21 protein-coding genes are annotated in these 25,006 nt (G+C 36.9%); 7 read left to right on the top strand and 14 right to left on the bottom strand.

Features of this window, described 5'->3' with window-relative positions; genetic code table 11:
- The first annotated feature begins 12 nt into the window (after positions 1-12).
- Positions 13-1,353: a hypothetical protein gene (locus ACXACQ_RS05675; protein ID WP_474974966.1), complete on the top strand. Its 1,341-nt coding sequence runs from the start codon at positions 13-15 to the stop codon at positions 1,351-1,353.
- Here ACXACQ_RS05675 and ACXACQ_RS05670 read toward each other — a convergent pair whose 3' ends face one another.
- Genes ACXACQ_RS05670 through ACXACQ_RS05660 form a run of 3 tightly spaced genes read right to left on the bottom strand, consistent with a single transcriptional unit; the run spans position 1,354 to position 3,926 of the window.
- Positions 1,354-1,959 (bottom strand): DUF2179 domain-containing protein, encoded by a 606-nt coding sequence (locus ACXACQ_RS05670; RefSeq protein WP_474974965.1) that lies wholly within the window; start codon positions 1,957-1,959, stop codon positions 1,354-1,356.
- Between the two features lie 8 nt (positions 1,960-1,967).
- On the bottom strand, positions 1,968-3,344 hold the full coding sequence (gene radA, locus ACXACQ_RS05665; RefSeq protein WP_474974964.1) for a DNA repair protein RadA: 1,377 nt from the start codon (positions 3,342-3,344) through the stop codon (positions 1,968-1,970).
- Positions 3,345-3,380: 36 nt separating this feature from the next.
- Positions 3,381-3,926, bottom strand: coding sequence for a hypothetical protein (locus ACXACQ_RS05660; protein WP_474974963.1), 546 nt, complete (start codon positions 3,924-3,926; stop codon positions 3,381-3,383).
- A 90-nt stretch (positions 3,927-4,016) separates the two neighbouring features.
- On the opposite strand from ACXACQ_RS05660, the gene ACXACQ_RS05655 reads away from it, so the two are divergent.
- On the top strand, positions 4,017-4,535 hold the full coding sequence (locus tag ACXACQ_RS05655; RefSeq protein WP_474974962.1) for a DUF2628 domain-containing protein: 519 nt from the start codon (positions 4,017-4,019) through the stop codon (positions 4,533-4,535).
- On the opposite strand, the gene ACXACQ_RS05650 is transcribed toward ACXACQ_RS05655, so the two are convergent.
- From ACXACQ_RS05650 to ACXACQ_RS05640, 3 genes are read right to left on the bottom strand one after another with little or no spacing between them, the layout of a single operon-like run.
- The gene (locus tag ACXACQ_RS05650; protein ID WP_474974961.1) at positions 4,523-6,964 is read right to left on the bottom strand and encodes a bifunctional UDP-N-acetylmuramoyl-tripeptide:D-alanyl-D-alanine ligase/alanine racemase; all 2,442 of its coding nucleotides are present in this window, start codon (positions 6,962-6,964) and stop codon (positions 4,523-4,525) included. The two genes, ACXACQ_RS05655 and ACXACQ_RS05650, sit on opposite strands and share 13 nt — an antisense overlap.
- A 20-nt stretch (positions 6,965-6,984) precedes the next feature.
- Positions 6,985-7,851: a GNAT family N-acetyltransferase gene (locus tag ACXACQ_RS05645; RefSeq protein WP_474974960.1), complete on the bottom strand. Its 867-nt coding sequence runs from the start codon at positions 7,849-7,851 to the stop codon at positions 6,985-6,987.
- 5 nt (positions 7,852-7,856) lie between these two features.
- Positions 7,857-8,195 (bottom strand): tRNA-binding protein, encoded by a 339-nt coding sequence (locus tag ACXACQ_RS05640; protein WP_474974959.1) that lies wholly within the window; start codon positions 8,193-8,195, stop codon positions 7,857-7,859.
- Between the two features lie 118 nt (positions 8,196-8,313).
- Here ACXACQ_RS05640 and ACXACQ_RS05635 point away from each other — a divergent pair, with 118 nt between their 5' ends.
- Positions 8,314-8,772, top strand: a complete 459-nt coding sequence (locus ACXACQ_RS05635) for a hypothetical protein (protein ID WP_474974958.1) — start codon at positions 8,314-8,316, stop codon at positions 8,770-8,772.
- Here ACXACQ_RS05635 and ACXACQ_RS05630 read toward each other — a convergent pair whose 3' ends face one another.
- Positions 8,773-9,588, bottom strand: a complete 816-nt coding sequence (locus ACXACQ_RS05630) for a 5'-nucleotidase, lipoprotein e(P4) family (RefSeq protein WP_474974957.1) — start codon at positions 9,586-9,588, stop codon at positions 8,773-8,775.
- 152 nt (positions 9,589-9,740) lie between these two features.
- Here ACXACQ_RS05630 and ACXACQ_RS05625 point away from each other — a divergent pair, with 152 nt between their 5' ends.
- The 3 genes from ACXACQ_RS05625 (at position 9,741) to ACXACQ_RS05615 (ending at position 13,651) form a co-directional block, all read left to right on the top strand.
- Positions 9,741-12,170, top strand: a complete 2,430-nt coding sequence (locus ACXACQ_RS05625) for a TonB-dependent receptor (RefSeq protein WP_474974956.1) — start codon at positions 9,741-9,743, stop codon at positions 12,168-12,170.
- Between the two features lie 70 nt (positions 12,171-12,240).
- Positions 12,241-12,846 (top strand): hypothetical protein, encoded by a 606-nt coding sequence (locus tag ACXACQ_RS05620; RefSeq protein ID WP_474974955.1) that lies wholly within the window; start codon positions 12,241-12,243, stop codon positions 12,844-12,846.
- A 175-nt stretch (positions 12,847-13,021) separates the two neighbouring features.
- A complete protein-coding gene (locus ACXACQ_RS05615) occupies positions 13,022-13,651 on the top strand; it encodes a peroxiredoxin (protein WP_474974954.1) in 630 nt (209 codons plus the stop codon).
- 38 nt (positions 13,652-13,689) lie between these two features.
- Here ACXACQ_RS05615 and ACXACQ_RS05610 read toward each other — a convergent pair whose 3' ends face one another.
- The 4 genes from ACXACQ_RS05610 to ACXACQ_RS05595 all read right to left on the bottom strand — a co-directional run bounded on the left by ACXACQ_RS05610 (position 13,690) and on the right by ACXACQ_RS05595 (position 18,108).
- Positions 13,690-14,721: a potassium channel family protein gene (locus ACXACQ_RS05610; protein ID WP_474974953.1), complete on the bottom strand. Its 1,032-nt coding sequence runs from the start codon at positions 14,719-14,721 to the stop codon at positions 13,690-13,692.
- A gap of 58 nt (positions 14,722-14,779) precedes the next feature.
- The gene (locus ACXACQ_RS05605; protein WP_474974952.1) at positions 14,780-15,757 is read right to left on the bottom strand and encodes a TerC/Alx family metal homeostasis membrane protein; all 978 of its coding nucleotides are present in this window, start codon (positions 15,755-15,757) and stop codon (positions 14,780-14,782) included.
- Between the two features lie 104 nt (positions 15,758-15,861).
- Entirely contained in the window at positions 15,862-16,272 is a 411-nt protein-coding gene (locus ACXACQ_RS05600; protein WP_474974951.1) for a Fur family transcriptional regulator, read from the bottom strand.
- A 6-nt stretch (positions 16,273-16,278) separates the two neighbouring features.
- The gene (locus tag ACXACQ_RS05595) at positions 16,279-18,108 is read right to left on the bottom strand and encodes an ABC transporter ATP-binding protein (protein ID WP_474974950.1); all 1,830 of its coding nucleotides are present in this window, start codon (positions 18,106-18,108) and stop codon (positions 16,279-16,281) included.
- Positions 18,109-18,265: 157 nt separating this feature from the next.
- Here ACXACQ_RS05595 and ACXACQ_RS05590 point away from each other — a divergent pair, with 157 nt between their 5' ends.
- On the top strand, positions 18,266-19,177 hold the full coding sequence (locus ACXACQ_RS05590; RefSeq protein WP_474974949.1) for a universal stress protein: 912 nt from the start codon (positions 18,266-18,268) through the stop codon (positions 19,175-19,177).
- A 6-nt stretch (positions 19,178-19,183) separates the two neighbouring features.
- Here ACXACQ_RS05590 and ACXACQ_RS05585 read toward each other — a convergent pair whose 3' ends face one another.
- Genes ACXACQ_RS05585 through ACXACQ_RS05575 form a run of 3 tightly spaced genes read right to left on the bottom strand, consistent with a single transcriptional unit; the run spans position 19,184 to position 24,974 of the window.
- Positions 19,184-19,762 carry a hypothetical protein gene (locus tag ACXACQ_RS05585; protein ID WP_474974948.1) on the bottom strand — a complete coding sequence of 193 codons (579 nt, stop codon included), beginning with the start codon at positions 19,760-19,762 and terminating at the stop codon, positions 19,184-19,186.
- 4 nt (positions 19,763-19,766) lie between these two features.
- Positions 19,767-21,284 (bottom strand): 2,3-bisphosphoglycerate-independent phosphoglycerate mutase, encoded by a 1,518-nt coding sequence (gene gpmI / locus ACXACQ_RS05580; protein WP_474974947.1) that lies wholly within the window; start codon positions 21,282-21,284, stop codon positions 19,767-19,769.
- Between the two features lie 54 nt (positions 21,285-21,338).
- Entirely contained in the window at positions 21,339-24,974 is a 3,636-nt protein-coding gene (locus ACXACQ_RS05575) for a metallophosphoesterase (protein WP_474974946.1), read from the bottom strand.
- Positions 24,975-25,006: the final 32 nt, after the last annotated feature.

Below are 25,006 nucleotides of genomic sequence, written 5' to 3'. Positions count from 1 at the left end.
ATACCTTCAATAATGACAAAAAAACTAACCTTAGCAATATTACTATTTTGCATCTCTCTTTCGACATACGCTACCCACCTAAGAGCAGGAGAGATATCATATAAGCTAATAGATGAAGCGTTACTCAAATACAGAATCACTATTGAAGTTTATACTGATATAAATTCAGAAGTGCTATTTGGTGAGGGTTTGCTTTATTTCGGAGATGGCGAATACATAGAGCTGCCAATGGTTGAAAGCACAGGTTTGAGTGAGGAATTAGGGTATGCGACATACTCCATAGAGCATACTTATAAAAAACCAGATGATTATCTAATCTATTATGTAGAGGCAAATAGAAATCCTAATGTGTTGAATTTAGACAATTCTGTTAATGTACCTTTCTACACAGAGACCTTCTTACATATAGATAAAGATCCTACACTAAACGCTGAATCACCAAAATCTCTAGCGCCATTTGTATTTACAGCTCAATTTGGCGACAAACTTCGTTTGTCTCTTGCCTCTAAAATAAAGAATGGATTAAAATTAAGATACCAACTTGTGCCTTGTAATCGAGATTATGGAGTCACAGCAGCAGAATATCGTATGCCTAAAGGAATTGCTATCAATCCAATCACAGGACTTTTAACATGGAATCCTTATAAAGATGATATTTATGCAGTAGGGCAGTTCAACTTTGCCGTAAAGACAGTGGCTTTCGCAAAAGTCAATGGTAAATATAAAGTGATGTCTTATGTAATGAGAGACTTTCAAATTATACTAAAAGACTCCGAAGACAGTATTGAAATTGACACTTTAAGTAACGACCAATTAGGAAAAGACAATAGCATTGTACTTGAACCGGGAAAAACTACTGATCTCATTATGCGTAATGTATCTGACAGTAAAGTAGCCTTTAATGTATATAGCGAACTAGAAGGTCAAATTAAAAGCAAGCTTATTGGTTACAGCATAGTGGTTAACATAACAATGGTAGATTCTTTGAAAAGAGAAAATCCATATACCGTTATAATAAGAGCCAACAATGGCACCTCAGGCTTGGTCAAAGATTTCATTTACAATATTTACAGCCAACACACTGAAGAACCAAACTTAGAAATTCCTAGTATACAACAATTAGTTTCTTCCGTTGAACCATTAAATAACACTACTTTACACCCTAACCCGGCTAGTGATAGGATTTACATCGAAAATCATTTTAACGATTATCCGATACTAATTTTAGATTCATGGGGAAGAAAAAAAGAAGTAGCCATTTCTGAGAACGGCTACATTGATATTTCTAATTTCACTCCAGGCCAGTACATTATATATAATGGACAGAAGTACCAGAGGTTTATTAAAATATAATTATTTTCTACGCACTGAAGTCAACCAAGTACCAATACCTCTTCTACTTGGTTGCTCAACGAGTAAGCCCGTTTCACTAGCATTTTTCACAGACTCTACCGTGTAAAATGCTTTAGGCATTACTTGCTGCATATGGGCTATAAACCCAGATAAATTATCTCTATTTTGAACTGTAAACAGCAGTTTTTCTTCACCATGGTGAGTAGATGATGATACAATTGTATACTTTATATTCTTTTCATGAATATAATCCATCAGCCCTGAGAAATCGTCTGAGCTAATAATTCTTACCACAACCTTTCCTAGTGCCAACTGCTCTTCTATAAGCATCCCCACCAAAATCCCACAGCCAAATCCACCGGCATAAGCCACATAAGAATAAACATTATCTATATGCTGAAATATTTGCCCTATAGCAATCAGCCATATTAGTGACTCAAAGAAACCCAAAACACTACTTATGAACTTTCGCCCGCCCATCACGAAAATGATTCGTATGGTGTTAATGGAAACATCAAAAATACGAGCTAAAAAGATCAGAAGTGGCAGCACTATCATCCTGAAGGTATCAGAGGTGACACCCATATCAATAAAAAACTGTTCCATGCTTAAAACTAGCCAATCAAATGTGCAAAAACATCATTTATTTTGGCAAATGGCATTACCTCAATGTTATAATTCTGAACATCAATACCTTTCATTCCAAACTTAGAAACATAGATAGTTTTAAACCCAAGCTTCTGCGCTTCGGCTATGCGACTATCCAAACGGTTAACAGCCCTAAGTTCGCCACCTAGCCCTACCTCAGCGGCAAAACAGGCTTTTTCATCAATAGCAACTTCTTCCAAAGAAGAGGCAACTGCGCAGCATACGGCTAAGTCAATAGCAGGATCTTCCACTTTTATACCCCCTGCCATATTAAGAAATACATCATGCAGGCCTAACCTAAAACCGCACCTCTTTTCCAACACTGCCAAAAGCATATTTAGCCGTCTCTGCTCAAAACCTGTAGAACTTCTTTGAGGTGTACCATAAGCTGCTGTACTTACTAAAGACTGAATCTCTATTAGTAAAGAGCGATTACCCTCCATGGTGGCTCCTATGGTAACACCACTCAATTCACCTTCCTTTTGAGATATTAATATTTCAGATGGATTAGTCACTTCCCTTAAGCCACTGCCCAGCATTTCATAAATACCTAGCTCCGAGGTAGAACCAAATCTATTTTTTGTAGTTCTTAAAATACGGTAACTCATGTGCCTGTCACCCTCGAACTGTAGCACTGTATCTACCATATGCTCTAGCACCTTCGGGCCAGCAATAGCTCCATCTTTGGTAATATGCCCTACTAAAAATATTGGAGTATTAGACTCCTTTGCATATTTAATCAGCTCAGCCGTGCACTGTTTCACCTGCGAAACACTACCCGCAGCAGATTCTACATGATCAGAATAAAGTGTTTGTATAGAGTCCAAAACCACTAAATCAGGGTTTAGAGTTTCTGCCTGAGTAAATATATTACTTGTAGAGGTTTCGGCCAGCACAAAACATTCATCGGCTTTCTTCACTTGATCTTCTAACCGATCAGCTCGCATTTTAATCTGCTGCTCGCTTTCCTCACCCGAAACGTATAAAACTTTGCAGTTGACCGATAGCGCTATTTGCAACATGAGGGTTGACTTACCTATGCCCGGCTCACCAGCAATTAAGGTTACCGAACCAGGCACTATACCTCCTCCAAGTACTCTGTTTAACTCATTATTTTTAGAATTAATGCGTAATTCCTTTTCCTGAGTTATTTCCTTAATCTTTTTAGGTAAAGAGTTGGGTCTATTATCACTCCTCCATTCATTCTTATCCGCCCCGGTTTTCTTCTTTACAAGCTCTTCTACAAAACTATTCCAGCTATTACATGCAGGACATTTTCCGAGCCACTTTGCAGACTCGTAACCACAGTTCTGACAAAAAAAGGTACTTTTTGATTTAGCCATTCACAAAGATAAGAAAAGCAATATTTCAATTAAAAATCAATATACGCGGGTTAGCCTATAATAATCAGAAACCGTTATTCTAAAGGCTTCCCTTTCTTGGTGTGCTTGTAAAATGGGGTATTTTTCACCTTCTTTTTCTAAGTAGAAGGTATCCTTATTTAATAGCCCGTCATATATATCAGAAATGAAATTAAGCATAGCTCCTCTATTAAATTCCTGCAAGCTTATGGTCTTTTGAGTTCCTTCGGTATTCTGATCTATAATTATAATTTGCTCTAAACCTTCCATCCACCCATTAGGCTCTACTAAAAGATATGCCTCATCATTAAGATAATTAATAATAATGGCCAAGTTTATGACAGGATGATCTTCCGTTTCAATTCTATCAGAAAAACGAAAAACATTAAATTTTGCTGCCTTATTCTCTTCTAGGTCATAATACGATTGCCGCATATTTTTAAAAAAGATTTCGGTATCGTCTCCTGTTCTAAAAGTAAAATGTTTTTTATCTACTTTTTTATCTGCATCTAGCTTGCAGGCTGCAAGCATACAGACCATTAGCACCATGCCTATTGCTTTCATACATTAATCAACTACCTATGTGGCAGATAAGTTTTGTTTATTTTAGCTTTACAAAATATTAATTATATCAACTTTTATTACAATACCTTAGTGAATACACCTATAGATAAAGAATTCAACAAACATCAGGATTTAGAATATTATCAAATTTACTTTGGTAAAGATGCTGAATACTACACTGAAATATTAAATAAATACACCAATGGAGTAAAGATTACGGCCAACATTTGGGCTTTTCTTTTTGGGTTTTTATGGTTGGTTTATAAAAAACTTTACAAACAAGCCTTCATTTTCATGGCCATACAACTGGCATTTAACTATACGCTTTCTGTGCTAGTTGAAGCATGCGAACTCCAAGCTTACCAAATGTACATTGACACTGTAAGCTTATTGGTGTTGAGTTTAGGCATTTGTTTAATAGGCAATTTGCTCTACATTAAGCAAGCCATTAAAACAGTAGAAAAAGTTAAATCTGAAGAATCAAGCACCTATGCCATTCAAGAAAGATTAGCTGAAAAAGGAGGAAGCAATTTTGCCAGTGTAATTATAGTAATTTTACTTTTCGTAATTATCTCATTGCTATTTGGCACCGGAACCTATTCTGCATAATAAACCCTTTTTACCCGTTGACTAACACTAGTGAGAATTTCATAGGGGATAGTATTAATTTTTGCAGCTATAGCTGAAATAGAAATATTATCTCCAAAAATCTCCACCTCATCTCCTTCTTTAACTGACAGGCCCGTAACGTCAATCATGGTCATATCCATACATACGTTGCCTATAACTTTTGCGCTATTACCATTTACCCAAACCTCTCCAACTCCATTGCTAAAGCCTCGGTTAAAACCATCAGCATAACCTATAGCAATAGTGGCTATTCTTGAATCCACATTTACCTTTCCTCTCCGACCATAGCCAATGGTTTCATTGGCTTTAACTGTTTTTATTTGAGAGATAATAGTCTTCAATTTACTTACTGGTCTTAATGCGTCTTGCTCCAAGTTATTGCCTTCTACACCATATAACCCTATTCCTAACCGCACCATATTCAGCTGATATTCAGGAAAACGAATAATACCAGAACTGTTAAGGATATGCTTTAAAGCATTAATATTTAAATGACTTTCTATCTGTGCACTCGCGTTTTTCAAGTGCTCTACTTGACTTTGCGAAAAAGTATTATGATCGCTTGAATCGGCACCAGCCAAATGACTAAATATGGACTTCACCTCAATATTACTATTGGCAGACAAAAGGGATAATAATTCTTTAATATCATCATCCTCAAAACCAAGCCGATGCATCCCGGTGTCAATCTTGAGGTGCACACCTATAGGTCTACCTTTCAAAAACCTGATAAGGCTACGAAGAATATTTAAATTGTATATTTCAGGCTCTAGTTCATACTTCAATACTGTGTCAAAGCTATCTTCGCTACAGTTCATAACCATGATAGGCAAATAAACTCCATTACGCCTCAGGTACATGCCTTCATCGGCATAGGCAACCCCCAAATAATCTACTCTATGAAATTGCAAAAGATTGGCAATTTCAAGGCTGCCACTGCCGTAAGCAAAGGCCTTTACCATTACCATCAATTTGGTATCGGCATTAACTTTTGACCGGTAAAAATTTAAATTATTAGTAAGAGCATCAAGATTTATCTCCAATTGAGTACCATGAATACGCTCTTCTAAAGCATGTACAATTTTTTCAAACTGAAAACTTCTAGCTCCTTTTACCAGAATAATTTCATCTTCGAAAATTTCATTTAACGGTAAAGAAAGAAAGCTTTCGGTCTCTTCGTAAAATTGGCCCGACATGTCGAAGACATCACTGTGCTGTGTCATTTGAGGCCCTATACCTATTAGTTTTGACACTCCGGCTGCCATTAATAACTCGTTGAGCTCAGTATACAGCGTAACTCCATCTAGGCCTGACTGCTGTATATCCGATAATATTACTGTTTTTTTATGATGTTGCTTTTGGTGAGACAAGAACTCTAAGGCAATCTGCAAACCCGCAATATCATTATTATAAGTATCATCAATGAGGTGACTATTGTTTAGTGCTACTTTCATTTCCAACCTCATCTGCACATTATTAAGTCTTTCGAGCCCTTGCTGCACTTGACTCCATTCATAACCGGCATAAAGCATGTAGGCAATGCAATGCATACAATTTTCAAATGAGGCTTTATCAACAAACGGAATTATGAAGGTGAGTTCTTGACCTAAAAAATTTAACATCACTTGTGTTTTACCTCCATCGGCAGTGATGCTCTTTGAGGCAATTTGGATATTACTCCATTCCTCTTCACCCCAACTAAACCCTTTCTCAATAAGTATTTCGTGTTTTAACCCATGGTCAGCACAACAAATCACAACTTTGGAATTCTTGAAAAGCATCATCTTTTCGTTGAATTTTTCTTCCTGAGATGCAAAGCCCTGATCATGTGCTGAGCCAATATTCGAAAATATACCTATTGTTGGCTTTATTACTTCCTCTATTCTTTGCATTTCGCCAACCTGTGATATACCAGCTTCAAAAATACCTACTTCATGAAGAGCATTAATCTGCCAAACACTTAAAGGAACACCCAGCTGTGAGTTATAACTATGAGGATTTTTCACTACTTTTTGCCAAGGCATTAACATTTGGTAAAGCCATTCTTTTATTATGGTTTTGCCGTTGCTGCCCGTTATACCAATTATAGGAATATGAAACTGGCTTCTATGGTAGGCTACTATTTGCTGCAGTGCATGAAGTGCGTTCGGAACTTTAATAATATTACATTCGGCCAAAGAAATTGATTGCGGTATTTCTTCAACCACAAACTGCCTCACACCCTTTTGGTATAAATCGGCTACAAATTTATGTCCATCATGATTTGCCCCATTTATGGCAAAAAAAATCACGCCTTTTGCAAAAAAAGCCCTTCTACTATCAGTAAGTAAATACTTTATATCACCATTATAGTTGCTAGAAATAATTTCAGCACCATCTATAAATGAGAGCTCGGTAAACTGCAGCATATATATTGTTTTATAACTCGCTATAAAGTTAAAATCATTTCGTATTGATTTAACTCATTATGAAAGCCCAATCGCTCAAAAAAGTTGAGCGCATGTAAGTAGGTATCATTGATATTAATGATGGAGAGTTTTTTATATTGACTCTGCTCATAAATATGATTTATAATAGTAGTCCCTATTCCATACCGCCTAAAATCTGGATGCACAGCAATTTGGCTTATTCTCCCAATGTGAGGCTGAAATATAGCATAACCAATACAGACATGATCTACATGAACCTCTACAATGCTTTCATTAACTAAGTTTTCATTAATCATTTGTGGAGAGTCTAAAAATGAAGTAGACTCATCACAAAACTCATTGTATTTATCCCAATTGGGTGTATTTACAGTAAAAACTTCAAAAGGAAATGGAATAGATCGGTCTACGTTCCTTAGCCGATCGAGAATATAACATTGGTAGTTTTTTTCCTTTACAAATCCGATTTGCTCATACGTTTTTATAGCCCTTTCATTCTCTACCAATACTTCCAATACACATTGTTTGATCTTTCGTTCCTCAAACAATGGAACCAAAAATTCAAACATTTTACGGGTTATCTTTTTACCCCTATAATAAGGCCTTACCCCCGTACCTCCATTATATGCAGTTAATTGACCGTTATAATAATTCACCGAAGTAAATACAAAGCCGGCCATAGCATCATAATCAAAGGCGCCTACAGAAAGAGAAAAATCTATTTTAAGTTTTTCTACAAACTTTCTCACAAACTGCTCTTTTGACAAGCGGAAAGGCACTGAGTAGTCCGAGAAAGCATCTAAAAAAGCCAAGTACATCTGCGTTAACTCAGCAGGTCTTAAATTACGTATTTGAAAATCATCCGGCATCTGACCTATATTAAACGACTACCATTAGGCACTTTATTATCAGGGGTAGCCAATACTATATTTCCATCTTCATCTGCAAAGCCTGTCACCAATACCTGTGATTTAATTGGCCCTATTTGTTTTTCAGGAAAATTAACAACACAAAGCACTTGCTTGCCTACCAACGTTTCGGGTGTATAGTGTTGTGTAATCTGTGCACTAGACTTTTTAATTCCCAATTCATCGCCAAGATCAACCCACAATTTATAAGCAGGTCTTCTGGCTTCGGGGAAGGGTTCGGCCTGCGTAATAGTGCCTATTCTAATTTGCACTTTCTCAAAGTCATTCCATGATATCAATTCCATAATATTTCGCTTTTCACAAATATGTCAAATTAAAATTTGCCTTCCAGTCCAAAATCTATCGGATTTTAAAAAACTTTATGTATATTAGTCCACTTTGAAGGAACCTATGAAACTAAGCATGCGCAAATCTTTGCTAATAGTTTTTATTATGGGTATAGGGTATACTCACCATGCCAATGCACAAGAGGGTGGTTTTATGCTCGATGACAATACCTCTGAAAGAGCACCCAGCGAGATGAATACCGCTGGCATGGAGGACCACTATTCCTCAGGCTCAACGTACCGTTCCAGATCAGACCACTCCATTACTACCAAAACTGTTAAAAATAGTACTGGAGAAAACGGAGATAAAAGTAAAAAAGAAAATAAGGAGAATAAAGGCAGTGCCACAGAAAATCAAAAAACTGTACCTGCTTATCACAAAACAAATACTCCCTACCAAGACAAAAAACCTGCTGACTCAAATTATAATGAGCCAACAGATAATAACTCCGAAGATCCTAACTCAGTACTTTCATTCAACTTTTTACACTACATGATTCAGAAATTTAAATTTTCTGACATGGTAGACCAATAATTACTTGCTATTAAGAGCTTCTCTCCTTTTTTTAAGTTTTTCCTCTCCAGAAATACTGTAATCATTATCATAAATAGCAGATTCCCATTCACCATACATGGGGTTAGGCAACATTACAAAGTTATTTAACAGTTCCTGCTTATGCTTTGCAACAAGCTCTTTGCCTCCGGTTTCATCTCTATCTGCATATAATTGAGCGTAATCCGTCAGGTTATCACCCACAAACAATATAATATCATAATCTTTGGCCACACGGCTTCTTCTTTCAGTTTTATCGCTTGTATTAGTCTTTAATATCACGTGATTTTGATCAGCATTGGGGAAATTCAAAAACTGAAGATTCTGAATGGTAGCATCCAACTCATGCTCCTTGCGATTAGAAATATAAAAAACTTCTACTCCTTTCTCTTTAGCATATTCTATAAAAGCTAATGCGCCTGGCAATGCATCGGCCTTAGCCTCATCAGTCCAGGCCTTCCATGAATCTGAACTATAAACAGTGCCTTCTTTAATTAAGCGAGCCTCATATGGGCTGTTGTCGAGAACCGTCTCATCTATATCTAACACCACGGCTGGCGGAAGTTTCACTGTCATTGTATCCAGTTTACTAGCCAAAAGCAGCTGTCCATATCTATACGCCTGATTATAGCTTGCCACCATTTCGGCAGACCTTTGATACCAAAGTACCCCAGCAGTTAATTGATTACTCAATTCTTTCTCTGGAGACACTGAACTCTTATGTGCTGTTTGATTGGACGAACAGCCGAAAATAAGTAAGCCTAGCGAGGCCGCTACCATACATTTCTTCATTTTCATATAACTAAAATCTTATGATTTACATATCTATTGTGCAATACTAAAATGTTTAGAGCGCCTGATGTTAAATAATTTAAAAAAAATTGGTGAAATAAACTTTTTTTAGATCAGTCACTTGCAACTTTGTTGCAACATAATTTTAAATTAGGGAAATGAAAAAATACGTCTTTGTCAGCCTAATATTATTTAGTGTAGCTATTGAGGCTATTGGCCAAAACAAAAACTGTAAATCAACCTGCTCTTGTTTTATTCAAGGACATGTAGTGGACGCCAAAACAAATGAACCTATTGCTTACGCATCAGTTCAAATTAACGACACACAAAAGGGAGCAATGACTGACGAAACTGGACTTTTCAAAATCGAAAAGGTGTGCGACCCTGAAGCAGACATTACTATATCTCATATTGGATACAAAACACTTACGCACCATCACGACTCTCATCACGAAAGCTTAGTAGTTCAACTGGCTCCGGATGACCTCATTTTAGAAAGTATTGTAGTAGAGAGCGAAAAGGGCGACACTGACTTATCATCGGTCAGTGCCAACACACTTGAAGCTAAAGACCTTGAATTATATAAATCTGACAACTTAGGAGACATGCTCACCAATATAACAGGTGTTAGCACTGTAAAAACAGGATCAAACATTGTAAAGCCGGTTATTCATGGTCTATATGGCAACAGGATTTTGATCATTAATAACGGGCTAAGGCATGAAAGTCAAAATTGGGGAGATGATCATGCCCCTGAAATTGATGCATCTAACATTGACAATATAACACTGGTAAAAGGTGCTTCGGCTATAAAATATGGGCCAGATGCCATGGGTGGAGTCATTATTCTTAATCCGCCAAAAATGGAGCTATTAACAAATCACCTGCACGGTGAAGCTGAAGCTGGCTTTGCAAGTAATGGGCAGGCCATTAATACAAACTTGTTATTACAAAAAGGTTACAAAAACTGGGCATGGATGGTACAGGGCTCCAACCTGTATCAAGGAGACCTAAAGGCCCCGGATTATCAACTTACAAATACCGGAGCACGAGAGACCAGTTTTTTGGGAGGAGCCAGATACCACAAAAACAAATTGGATTTAGAACTGCACGTAAGCCATGTAGAGCAAAACTTAGGAGTGCTAAGAGGTTCTGTAACTGGCAACTTAGAAGATTTAGATCAGGCCATGTCAGCAGAAACACCTGCCTATACTAGTGACTTTAGCTATGATATCAACAATCCTCAGCAAAAAGTAAGTCATGATATGGTAAGTATTGCCAGCACATACAACTTTCAGCATAGTCAATTAAATATTAAGTATGGTTTTCAAAAAAATAAAAGACGTGAATTTGATGTTAGAAAATCTGCCAACAACCAACTTCCTTCTATAGACTTAGAATTAACCACCCAAACTTTAGATATAGACTGGCTGCACCCTACTGTAAAAGGATGGGAAGGAAAAATAGGAGCTCAGTGGCTCTACCAAGATAACAACAATATACCAGGCACCAACACTGTGCAGTTTGTACCTAACTACAACAACTCCCGGATAGGTCTATTTTTTGTAGAAAGTAAAAGCTTTGGCAAATACAATATAGAATTCGGAGCTCGCCAAGATTATCAAAGCACCTCTGCTAGAGGACGAAATGCTTCTAACAAAATATACATGCAAGACCTAACGTACAATAGCACCACGGCTATGCTGGGTATCAATCGTAATTTAAGCAAACACAGCCATATACAGACTAGTATAGGTACTGCATGGAGACCTCCAAATGTAGCAGAACTTTACAGCTACGGAAAACATGAATTCACAATTAAATATGGTTATTGGAGATATTACATAGACGATAACGGAAGCCCAACAACAGGATCTGGAGCAGTTTTTAATCAAGACACTAAGTCTATAGAAAATGAAAAGTCTTATAACTGGACTACTACTTTCAACAGCACCCTTAATAGCAATTCTTTAGAGGTGACAGCCTTTGTTAATTACTTAACGAACTACATCTACTCTAAACCCGGTGGTCTTACATTAAGTCAAAGGGGAGCTTTTCCTTTTTTTATATATGACCAAACCGATGCCATTTTCACAGGCTTAGACATCAGTTACATCAAAACGCACAGTCAAAGCTTTAAATCGCAAATCAAAGGGTCTTATTTGCACGCAGAAGATGTTGATAATAATGATTATTTCGTAGGAATACCGGCCAACCAAGCTAGCTATAAATTAAGCTATAATCATCCCATTTTAGGCTTACAAAACTTTGAAGCTAACATAGAAGGCATCTATCATTTTAAACAATACAATGCTCCTAGAGCCATCAGCCCAACGGAACTTCGTGCATCTTATGATAATGATACGCCAATCTTAATAAATGATGACTCTAACTTCGATTTTATGGAGGCTCCTGATGGCTACTTTTTGCTGAACATAAATGCCACAGCTACCATAAAGAAGTTTTTAATAGGCCTGCAGGTGAGAAATGCTTTAAACAATTCATATAGAGATTATAGTAATAGTTTACGCTATTTCAGCAACGAGCCTGGTATAAACTTTAAAATATCAGCTAAATACAAATTTTAAGATTAATTAAAATATCACTTGCAACATTGTTGCACTTAAGTATATTTGCATTAACAAAATTGATAATGATATGAATTATAAGTCTTTCAAACACTATTTTCTATTGGCACTAGTTGCTCCTTTCATTTTTGCAAGCTGTAGCGATGACGATGTACCAGAAGCAGAAAATGAAGAAGAAGTAATTAACGAAATTATACTTACGTTTACTCCCTCTGACAACTCTGATGTGGTAACAGCCAAATATTATGATGCAGATGGAGACGGCACACAAGCACCTACAATAGATACCATTAAATTATCAGCTTCAACAAATTACGTATTGAGCCTACAGCTTTTAAATACCGTTACTGAAGATGAAGAAGATATTACTGAAGAGATTAACGAAGAAAGTGATGCTCATATGTTTTTCTTCGGCTGGACTTCTAATTTATTTACAAACCCTACAGGCAACGGAAACCTTGGTGATGGCAACAGAGAGAATCCTCTAAACTATTTAGATAAAGATGTAAATGAGCTACCTGTAGGTTTAATTACTTCATGGACTACTGCTGAAGCATCTGCTAAAGGAACTTTCAACCTAGTATTAAAGCATCAGCCTAATTTAAAATCTGCCACCACTACTTCAGAAGATGGTGAATCAGACGTAAACATTACTTTACCCATTTCGATAAATTAATTAGTTAAATTCCCCATTTAAAAGGTCTTTTCTTTACGAAAAGACCTTTTTTATTTAGTAATTTGATTAGCACTGAAAAGCATCAACCTTCATCGATGTTTTTCGTTTAAAGAAAGACGTGCCTTTATAAAAAATAAAGGCATTAAATATTTATAAACAACTAATCAAACAGACAATGGCTGATTTAAAATTAGGAGATATAGCACCTGACTTTACTGCGGTAACTACAGATGGCAAACTTACTTTTCACGAATGGCTAGGTAAATCTTGGGGAATATTATTTTCTCACCCTGCTGACTTCACACCTGTATGTACTACTGAGCTAGGTACTGCAGCTAAATATAAACCAGAATTTGACCAACGCAACGTGGCCATGATTGCTATAAGCGTAGATGATATTGACTCGCACCACGAGTGGGTAAAAGATATTAACGAAACGCAGCAATGTGAAGTTAATTTCCCTATCATAGCAGACCCAAATAAAGAAATAGCTAATCTTTATGGCATGATCCACCCAAATGCTACGGATAAAGCAACGGTAAGGTCTGTCTACATTATAGGACCAGACAAGAAAATCAAACTCTTATTAACTTACCCTGCCAGCACAGGAAGAAACTTCGATGAGTTATTAAGAGTAATTGACAGCCTTCAGCTAACTGAAAATCAAAAATTAGCGACACCTGCCAATTGGAAGCATGGTGAAAGAGCTGTAATTTCTCCATCGGTATCTGACGAAGAGGCCAATGAGAAGTTTCCAGGTTACGAAACAGTGAAGCCTTACTTAAGGTTGACTGAAACCAAATAAATAAAGAAAGGCTTTGTAATTGATTACAAAGCCTTTCTTTATTTATTATTAAGCATAAAATGCCGCCTAAATGCCTGCATATTTTCATTGCTCCCCAGCACAATTAGCACATCCCCTTTTTCTATTCTTCTATCGCTATGTGGGTTAAAAGTAAAACCTTCAGCCCCTCCCTTAAACGCAATAATAGTTACACCACTTTTATTTCTAATGTCAAGCTCGCGGATAGATCGGTTGTGAAATTGATCTTTCAAACCGTCATAACTCACCTCTTCCAACTCAAGGCTTACATCACCCACACCATTTAATAGTTCCAAAAACTCTATCACATAAGGCTTGGTAATCAAATTAGCCATATGCATACCTCCAAGCCTATCTGGCATAACCACATGCGAAGCCCCTGCACGATAAAGTTTCTTTTCAGAATTAGTTTCTGAAGCCTTGGCGATCACATTTATTCGGGGGTTAATCTCTTTTGCAGTAAGCGTTATGAACACATTATCTGCATCGCTAGGTAGAGCAGTTATTACTGTAGAAGCCCGCTCCAGACCTGCGTCTAACAACACCTCATCAAGTGTAGCATTGCCACTAATGAAAGCAAACTTTTTCTCCTCTGGAACCAACTCTATCACCTCAGGGTCTTTTTCAATTATGACAAAATCTTTCTTACTCCTATGAAGCTCCTCACAAGCCATGGCCCCATTTTTTCCAAAACCACAAACTATTACATGATCATTTAATTTTTTCACTTCTCTATTGGAAATATAATTTTTAAAAACCTTTCCTAATTCACCTTCAAACAAAAAAGCAGAGAGTACCGAAACAGTATAAGCAAAAATCCCTAGGTTAAATACTATATAGCCTGTAGTGAAAATTTTACCCTCTGTTGATAACGGGTTAACTTCAGTAAACCCTACAGTAGCAAATGTAATTACAGACATATAAAGCGCATCTACCGGCTTGTATTGCTCTATAAGCACGTATCCAGCAGTACCCACCAGTAAACTTAAGAAGAATAAAAGAGTAGCATAAATAAGCCTATTGAGGCTTCGATGCATTTGTACTTTTAACATTATGACGCCAAGATATTGATATTGGTGCTTTTATCCAATCGAATTGAGGTGATCGACATTAATTCTCGCTCTCTGCCTTTGGCCATATTACCGACATTACAATAGAAGCGGTAAGCGTAATTAAAATAATAGCAAACGACACAAAAATAGGAATATGAATATCTGCTATCTCCAATAACATCTTCACTCCTATTAAAACAAGAATAAAAGAAAGCCCCTTTTGAATAAGATAAAACCTACTAATGATGCCTGCCAATAAAAAGAACTTAGCCCTGAGCCCTAGAACAGCAAATATGTTACTAGTATAAATTATAAATTCGTTTTGGGTAATAGCAAATGCAGCAGGAATAGAGTCTACAGCAAAAATAAGGTCTGTAGTTTCAATTAAAATTATGACTAAGAATAATGGAGTAAATAGCCATACCCCTTCGCGTATAACCATAAATTTACCCCCAAAATCACTAGAGGCTATTCTCAGGTGTTTTCTAGCAAACTTAAGCACCGGATTACTACCTGGGTCTATTTCATCTTCATCACTTTCAAAGAATAGCTTAATACCAGAATACACCAGAAAAGCTCCGAAGATATAAAGAATCCAATAAAATTGGCCAATGAGAAACGCTCCTAAGAAAATAAATATCCCTCTGAATAATAAAGCTCCTAGTATACCCCAAAATAATATGTTGTGGTAATAATCTTCTTTTACATTAAAGTATCTTAAAATAAGAAGGATTACGAAAATATTATCGACAGATAATGCGTATTCTGTAACGTATGCCGAGAAAAATTGTAGGGAAGGCTCGATACCGCCATCCTTAAGATAAATCAACAAGCCAAAGCACACAGAGACCACCACCCAAAATATGGACTGGTAAAGAGCCGATTTCACAGATATTTTGTGCGGTATTTTATTATATATACCTAAGTCAACTACCAGGAAAATAATGATTATCGCTCCAAATATCGCAAAGAGTAAAGACTCATATGGATTATCAAAGATGGAAAAGGCTAGCATTAAATGTGTGTTCTTCAGCAAAAATATATTTTGATTAAAAAATATGACTTTAACCAAAAGTACAAAAATAATTTGAACGAATAAGGTAGCCCCTAAGTATAATTATTTAAAGTCCTCTCACTCAATTAAGCGTTGCACTCTTCGCAAAGTCCCTGAATTAATAAATTCTTTTCTTTAGAAACAAAACCATTAGGTAATGTTACTTCAGGAATTTTAATATTATCAAGACATTGCGTTTGCCCACATTGTTCACACTTAAAGTGTACATGCTCATGATGGTGATGATCTTGCGTACAAGCATGACAAAGGGCGTACTTTGTTACGCCTTCATCATCTAGTACTTTATGTATTAATCCTTTACTCAAAAAAGTTTTAAGTGTACGATAAACCGTTACCCTGTCATGTGATGAATCAACCTGTGCTTCAATATCTGAGTGAGACAAAGCATGTTCATTATCTACTAAAAGTTGTAACACCTCTGAGCGACAAGGGGTGTATTTTAGCTTAAAATCATGCAGCACATTTTTAGTTTCCATAGACCTCTAATTCAATTGGAATTGCAAGTTAAGCAAGTGACTATAAATACCATTATCATAAGCAGAAAGTTCCTCATGAGAGCCTGATTCCACTATTTTACCATCTTTAACCACATATATAGTGTCAGCTTTTCTGATAGTGGCCAACCTATGGGCAATAATTATGGTGGTGCGCCCTACCATTAATTTATCCAAAGCCTCTTGCACCAACACCTCGGACTCTGCATCCAATGAGCTTGTAGCTTCATCTAATATTAATATTGCAGGGTCTTTTAATATTGCTCGTGCAATGGCGATTCTCTGTCTTTGTCCTCCGGAAAGTTTTATACCACGCTCACCTACAAGGGTATCGAACTGTTCAGGAAACTGCTCTATAAAATCTAATGCATTGGCTTTTTTGGCGGCCATCCTGATCTCCTCCTCTGTAGCTCCCGGCTTGGCATAAGCAATATTTTCTCTTATACTACCTCCAAAAAGAATAACTTCTTGCGGTACAATGCCTATATTACCTCTATAATAACTTAGGTCATACTTAGAGATTGCTTTCCCATCAACTAAAACGTTACCCCCACTATTTTCATAAAACCTCATCAAAAGTTGTATAATAGTAGATTTTCCTGCGCCACTTGGCCCTACCAAGGCTACTTTTTGCCCTGCACTAATATGTAAAGCAAGATTATTTAAAACAGTGACTTCAGGACGAGTAGGGTAAGCAAATACCACATCCTTATATTCTATGTCTCCTTTTATCCTTTCGGTGTCTTTAATACCATCTCTCACTTCAGACGCCTCATTAATGATTTCTAAAACCCTCTCTGAAGCCCCCATGGCACGCTGAATTTGACCATATAAATCTCCTAAGCCAGCTATAGAGCCTCCGATGAATGCCGTAAACAATACAAAAGAAGCTAATTCACCTAATGTCATTTCGCCAGTGCTTACCAATGTAGCTCCGTACCATAAAACACCAACAATACTACCTAACAATGCAAAGATGATGAAGGAGATGAAGCCTCCTCTGAAAGTTGCAGACCTAAGTGCTATTTTTACTGTATCTGAAAGTATATTGCCATATCGGTTGATCTCGAAGCTTTCATTACTAAAAGCCTTTACCGTATTCACTGACTGCAAGGTTTCCTCTACAATAACATTGGCCTCGGCCAATTTATCTTGTGTTTTTTTACTAAGGTTACGGATGTATTTACCAAAAATTAATGCCGCTATAACCAAGATAGGGAATGTACCCACCATAAACAAAGTGAGCTTAGGTGCGATAACCGCTATTACAACCGTACCTATAATTAAAGTAGCTACCTGACGAAAAAGCTCTGCTAGGGTAACAGAGAAAGTATCTTGCAACATAGAAATGTCGCTGGTTACTCTACTGATAAGTTCGCCCACTCTTCTGCTGTCAAAAAACTTTACAGGTAGAATAATCATTTTACTGAAAACATCTAACCTTAGGGCCGCCATAGAGCGCTCACTAACTTGAGCAAATAGGTATACTCGCAAAAAAGAAAATATACTTTGAAAGAATAAAATCCCTATCAGCAGTAGCGCTACTTCATTTATAGAAGTAATTACAATGTTTTCTGCTATACCTGTAATATTAATAACCCAAGGTTTATGCGAAGCGGCATCTAGCAACTTACCTGTAAGGTATGGAAATGCTAAAAGTGTAGTACTGCTAAAAAACAGGCAGACTAGGCCTAAAATAAATGTTTTTTTGTACGATAGAGAATATTTAAAAACACCAACTAACTTTTGAAAGTTAGATTTAGTGAATTTAATCTTTTCCTTATCTTCATAAGTTTCTCTGCCTCTTCTTTTTGCCATGGGTAATTTTGTTAAATAAGGGTCCCTTATTACATAAATTTTGGCAAATTTATTTACTTAATACTTTATAGACTAATCTTAGCTTTAAAATCGCATATCAGCTCTTAATCAATTGCTTTTTTTAGGCTAACTTTAAGGTGTTTTAACTTAGAAAATTATGTATTCATATAAAAGACTATTAGTGAGTTTGGACTTGACCGAGATGGATAATGTTTTATTATCATATACATCTTTTATAGCCAAGCTTTTTAAAGCCGAATCTATTTACTTCCTGCACGTAGCCAAGTCTCTTGAGGTTCCGAAGAAATTACAGGAGCAGTACCCTGACATGAAAGCACCATCTGCTGAATCTATTGCACAGCAGATACAAGAGAATATAGACACGCATTTTACTGCTGATTGTGACTATAGCGTAGATGTACAAGAAGGAAATGCAGAAGACAAATTATTGAGGTGGGCTGATTTAAAAAAAATAGATTTACTCGTACTTGGTAGAAAAGTAAACCTTAAAGGCAAAGGAACTTTACCAGGCAAAGTGGCTAAAACTATTCACTGCTCGGTATTAATAGTACCAGAAACTACCAAAAACACTATTGAAAAAATTATAGTCCCCGTAGATTTTAGCAAACCATCTGCACTAGCACTGGAAGAAGCCCTGAAAGTGCAAGAAAATACTAATGCGCAGATTATAGTACAAAACTCTTTCGAGGTTCCCTCTGGCTATCATACCATCGGAAAATCATATGAAGAGTTCGCTGAAATAATGAAAAGCAATGCTTACGAGGACTTAGTTAACTTCTTACACGACTCTTCTTTAAAACCTAGCCAAGTAGATATAGACTTAAGCTTAGATGATAATAATGACCCAGCAGATAATGCATGGATAGCTGCAGAACAAAAAAATGCAGATATCATTATTATAGGATCGAAAGGAAGAACAGGCATGGCTTCGATTTTACTAGGTAGTGTAGCTGACAAAATTGTAAGGCACGAAAGTAAAATACCTGTATTAGTAGTAAAAGATAAAAAAGAAAACATGAGCTTTTTACAGGCACTGCTAAAGCTCTAAGTTTTCTTATAATAAAATTTTTGATTTTATATTGAGGCTAATGGTGTCTTTAAGCACCACCTTCTGGGCGCCATTAACCTCATAGCTAGTCAACACTGATTCTCCTTTTATATCATCAAAAATGAATTTCACATTTTTGAAAGAATTATAAACAGGATTTTTTTCTTGGTAGTAAGCCTCTACCTTTCTAAGGTTATCTATTTTATCTAGGTAGTATATCTTCACTTCCTTCACCTGAGCATCATCACTATCTGTTTTAAAGTTTTTTACCTTTAAATTGCTTTGATGATCTGTGCCATTTTCTATGGAATACAACCCTTGCAATGTAGGCTTGTTAATATCCAAATCTCCAAAGATTTCAAACTCATTGCTCCATGCAGCAGAATCGGCTTTCACTAAGGTAGTAGCACTATCTCCGTCTAAAACTGCCTTTTTTTGTATTTGAGCATTTCTGTTTACGAGCATCACCTGCTGAGCTTTCAGCAAACTATCTAAATTATAATAATAAGCCGTTTGCTTATCTGGCTTCACATTACATGAAGCCAGCAAACAGCCTATCATTAAAGATAAAAATGTATATCTCATCTATTTAAACAAGAATGTTACCTGTCATTTCCTCAGGAATATCAACACCCATTAAGGTCAAAATAGTAGGAGCTAAATCACCTAGCTTTCCATCCTTAATAGTACCGTCAAAATCATTACTTGCTAATATGCAAGGCACCAAATTGGTAGTATGTGCAGTATTAGGACTTCCATCAGGGTTAACCATAATATCAGAGTTACCGTGGTCAGCAATAATAATTACATCATAACCATTTTTAAGAGCCGTTTCCGTCACCTCTTTAGCACATCCATCTACCGTTTCACAGGCTTTCACTGCTGCTTCAAAAACACCTGTATGACCTACCATGTCAGGATTAGCAAAGTTTAAGCACACAAAATCGGGCCATTTATCTTCTAACTCAGGAATGATTTTACCTTTGATATCATTAGCGCTCATTTCTGGTTGAAGATCATAAGTAGCTACTTTAGGAGATGGACAAAGCAACCTTTTCTCTCCTTCAAATTCAGACTCTCTACCGCCAGAGAAGAAGAATGTAACGTGAGGATATTTCTCCGTTTCAGCAATTCTAATTTGCTTTTTACCTGCTCTTTCTAATACTTCACCAAGCGTATTCTTAAGGTTATCTTTTTCAAAAACCACCTTTACTCCTTTGAAAGTATCGTCATAAGTAGTCATAGTGATATAATGAAGGTCTAGCTTCTTCATATCTTGCTCAGCAAAATCTTTTTGCGTAAGCGCTTGAGTTATCTGACGACCTCGATCCGTTCTAAAATTGAAACAAATTACAACATCACCTTCCTTGATAGTAGCAACAGGCTTACCATCTACCACATTTACAATCGGTTTGATAAATTCATCCGTAACATCATCAGCGTAAGACTCTTTTACTGCCCCTAAAATGTCAGTAGTTTCTTTACCTACACCTTTAACCATAGCATCATAAGCCAACTTCACTCTTTCCCACCTGTTATCGCGATCCATAGCATAATACCTACCTACTACTGAAGCGATCTTACCTGTAGTTTTATCAGCATGATCGATTACATCTTTCAAGTAATGCTGCCCGCCTTTAGGGTCAGTATCACGTCCATCTGTAAAAGCATGGATAAATACATTTTCAAGACCTTTATCAGCCGCTATAGAACATAAACCTTTCAAGTGCTTCACATGAGAGTGTACACCACCATCAGACACCAAGCCTATAAAGTGAATATCTTTATTATTATCTTTAGCGTACGTAAATGCTTCATTTAGCACTTCGTTATCATCGATAGTATGTTCTTCAAATGCTTTGTTTATCTTAACAAGATCTTGATAAACAATTCTACCTGCACCAATATTCATATGGCCTACTTCAGAGTTACCCATTTGCCCCTCAGGAAGACCTACTGCAAGACCTGAAGCTTCTAATTTACTATGAGAAAATTTTTCGAAGCAGCTGTCGACAAAAGGAGTGTTGGCAGCTTCTATAGCTGAGACTTCTGGGTTGGTTCCAAGTCCCCAGCCATCTAATATCATTAATAATACTTTCTTGTTCATGGCTAATTATGTTTGGTTGCAAAAAACGGCAATTTTGCTATGCTATTCAAAGTCTTAATTAAAAACATTACCTATGCTGAACAATAAAAGTCCGGATTCTTCTTCAGAGAAACCAACCGACACATTAAGGCTAAATTTCTCATCGAGAGGCACCAAGTAAAAACCCGCACCAAACCCTGAATGCCAATTATCTGAAATATCTTGATGGTCATAAACTCGCCCCGCATCAGCAAAACCTCGAACTCCCAATTTTATAGGAAGCACTCTGGTTTTTCGTTCTAACAATTGCAGTCTTAGTTCAGTATTTATAAAAGAAGTGGATGTACCTGTAAACCTATTTCGTCTATAACCTAATAGGTTATTATTCTGTCCTAAATATTTTAAATGATAATAAGGCACATCTCCAAAGGAAGTGGATCCTCCAACCCTAACGCCAAAAGTAATCGGGTTACGCCAATAGTTAGACATGTATTGCTCTATGCCCCCGTCTATAATTCCATAATTATCAAAGTTGGTATTTTTTAAATAAACACCATTGTTATAATTAGCCCAAAACCTCATTCCTCGCATAGGCAGATTGGCTTTGTCCCTAAAGTCAAAATCAGCATTTGCTCTAGCAATAAATAAACTTTGCCCAATTTTACCTGGCGAACTCACTCCAATAGACTCTGAAGCTGCCAGCACAGGGTTACTCTCCAAATCTTCACTGTTATACTCATACGCCACACCTGCCTGCAGGTGGCTTCTTTTTAGTAAGTTTCTTTCTACACCTCCTTCTAACCTGTAAGTATTATGCTGAATATCATAATAATCACCCTTTCGCCATTCTTCATTTTTATACGAGTCATTCCCTCTACCAAAATAATAATTGAGCCGCTGAGGCAAACCTATAAAAGTATTGATGTAGGTATCCCATTTGCCAAAAACATACCTCCATTTACCTTTATAATCGAACTCAAAATTACCAATAGTGGTAGCTGTAACATTAAACGCATGAATACTACCAAAATCAGGTTTGCCATACTGCTGCTGAGTAAACTTTACTCCTGCATTTAACGCTAATCCATTGTCGGCATTATAAGAGATATAGGCCAGAGGAAAATAAGTATCATAAGCGAATGACTGGCGGTCATATAGATAGGCATCTAAATTTTTATTGGTAGAGAGCTTACCTTCCTCCCCTAAAGCAAAAGCCTCTGTTTTTCCTTTTTCGTATACAATGGTTTGCTTCCTCAAGCCTTTAACCGTTGACTGGTCGTTGATGCTGTCCTTTTCTGGGCCGGGAATAACCCTAATTAAAATCGATCTTTTAACATTACCCGAAATATTGAAAATATCCTTATCATCTAAACCAAACAGCCTGATTTCATTGGTCTCCTTGGGGTGAAGCACTCTATCATAAAGTAATTTGCCACGCTGATCATCTTTATTTTTATAAACCCTGACATGCACATCACCATTTTCTAACCTTACTACATCAAAGATTTCATCTTTTTCCGTCCCCACTACATCTACGTCTTTTGCCATCATATGATAATACTCTTCGGCATATAACTTCAAATCCTTTTTACGTGCTTTCAGCTTATCTTCTATCTCCTTTCCATCTGGCTCGTAAATTTCTGAAGGCATACTTCTCACCGCCTTTTCTATCACCTCATCGGTAATATTTGTCTGCACCCGATCTGCAGCCTGAAGCCAATCAGCTAAAGTAGCTTCATTGGTAAGGGGTCTATCCATATGCCGAGCCTGCCACATTAAACTCCTTAACCCTTTTATTTTATAATCAAAGTTTTCGCCACTGGCCTTAGCCCACTCCCTATCGGCAATCCATGGCAATGCGCCATCCCACCGAGAAAAAGCGTGGTCACGATCTCGAGGTACAGGTCTATAAAGTATTCCTTTTTCTTTTTCAAAGCCTACCCATTTCCAGTTATCTTCATGCTTACCCCAATCACCAATGAGTATATCAAAAACTCTCGCCTCCAAAAATTCATCTTGTGCTATTTCATTGTCATTGTCTTCATACAACTCTCTGAACATACGTATGGTGTGCTCCACTTCATCAGCACCAGCAAATACGCTATCTACTTTTTTAGGGTTGATGGGTTTCTCTTCTAACATCCCGAGCATTTCACTATAACCATTGTTAAATGCGCCCAACCGTTTACTTTCAGGCATAACATATAGTACTGGCCTAGCATGTAATACATTCAACTCGTCTAACATTACACTTACAGCCATAGCTCCGTAGGGTTGTTGCGTGGTGGTCTGATCTCTTAACACGCTACTTACCACTGTACCCCTCAATTCATACGGCAATGCCTTTATGGGATCTTTATTTACAGAACGGAAAACATACTCCATTCCATTGCCACCTTTAATTTTCAATGAACTGGTTTGTCTCCCTCCTCCTACAGCATATGGCGTTAACCCACCAAAGGTTGTATCCATATCTAAATACGGGACCTCTACTGTGGTAGTCCAACTACTCCTATAATGGTCTCCCAGTAGCCATTTATAAAAAGGGCCTCGCTTATATTCTTTTCCTGCTACTTTGGTTGTATATTTTGATGTAGGCTCGTGAACAGAAATAGCAGTGTCTGGCATACACGGCATGAACCTATCATTTACAGCATGCTTTAGTGTATCACTATAGCATTTAGATACAAATAGAGGGAACTCTTCATTTTTTTTTGAGCCATAAGGTAGGTAGGTAGCAGTAGTTTTACCATTATCAAAATAGTTTACACTCATAATTCCTGCCTGCTCAGTGGCAAAAGCTGTGTTGTTATTGGTTGCGGCAAAACCCGCCCCCTCAGGCAAGCCACTATTGATATAATAATTATTGCCCTGCTTTCTTATCTCTATATCCTTTTCATGGGCTGAAGCATAAATCACAGAATTGTACTCCCCTATAACATTGTTCATCATATGGGCGAAAGGCTGAAAGTTCTTATTAGAAAGGTCCTTTGCTCTTCCAATATTTTGATGATAAGATGTGATTACTCCTTTAAATACAGGCACCGGAAAAATCCAGTCTTTTAATGTATAGCGCCCACCGTAATGCCCGGATGACATCAAAGGAAAATGCCCCACTATCAGAATATTTTTATCCCCGTTTTCCTCAATTAACTCGGTAAACTCTTCTTTAAAACTACTGGTGGTAGATACTTTACAATCTGCATCGGCAGGCATTACTTTTCTATAAGGATGATTCCACCACTGCGTATCAATAGTAATGAGCAATAAATTGTCATTTAAAAAAATATCTTTAGGCCCGGGACATGCATCATCATTTGGCCACTCTACATTCTTGAGTTTCATGCCTCTTATTTCATGCCCTAAGTCCTTTACATAATCCCAACCGTTTTTACCAGAGTTATCCCAATCTCTATCTCCTGGCACCACTATAATTTTCCCTTTCGACACTTTACTTATCTCCTTCAGCAAGTGTTTCATCTCTTTCAAATTATCTCCTGCTGGTTTTTTATCGATCAAATCCCCATTGAAAACTATAGTATATGGAGATTTTTCTTTTTGTAATATCTCAGAAAAGTGCGTTACAAAAGCATCTTTATCCTTGATATCTACGGTATTCCCAATTAAAAATACTTTGTGATTTATATTTTGTCCCCAGCAAATACCTGTCAGTAATACACTCAGGATGGTGAGTAATATTTTTTCTTTCATAAAGAAATTAACAATAGTAGAAATAAGAAGTT

This window comes from Fulvivirga sp. AWR4_260, assembly GCF_056158185.1.
Note: the sequence above shows the minus strand (reverse complement) of the source record. Positions and strands in the feature narration are given on the sequence as shown.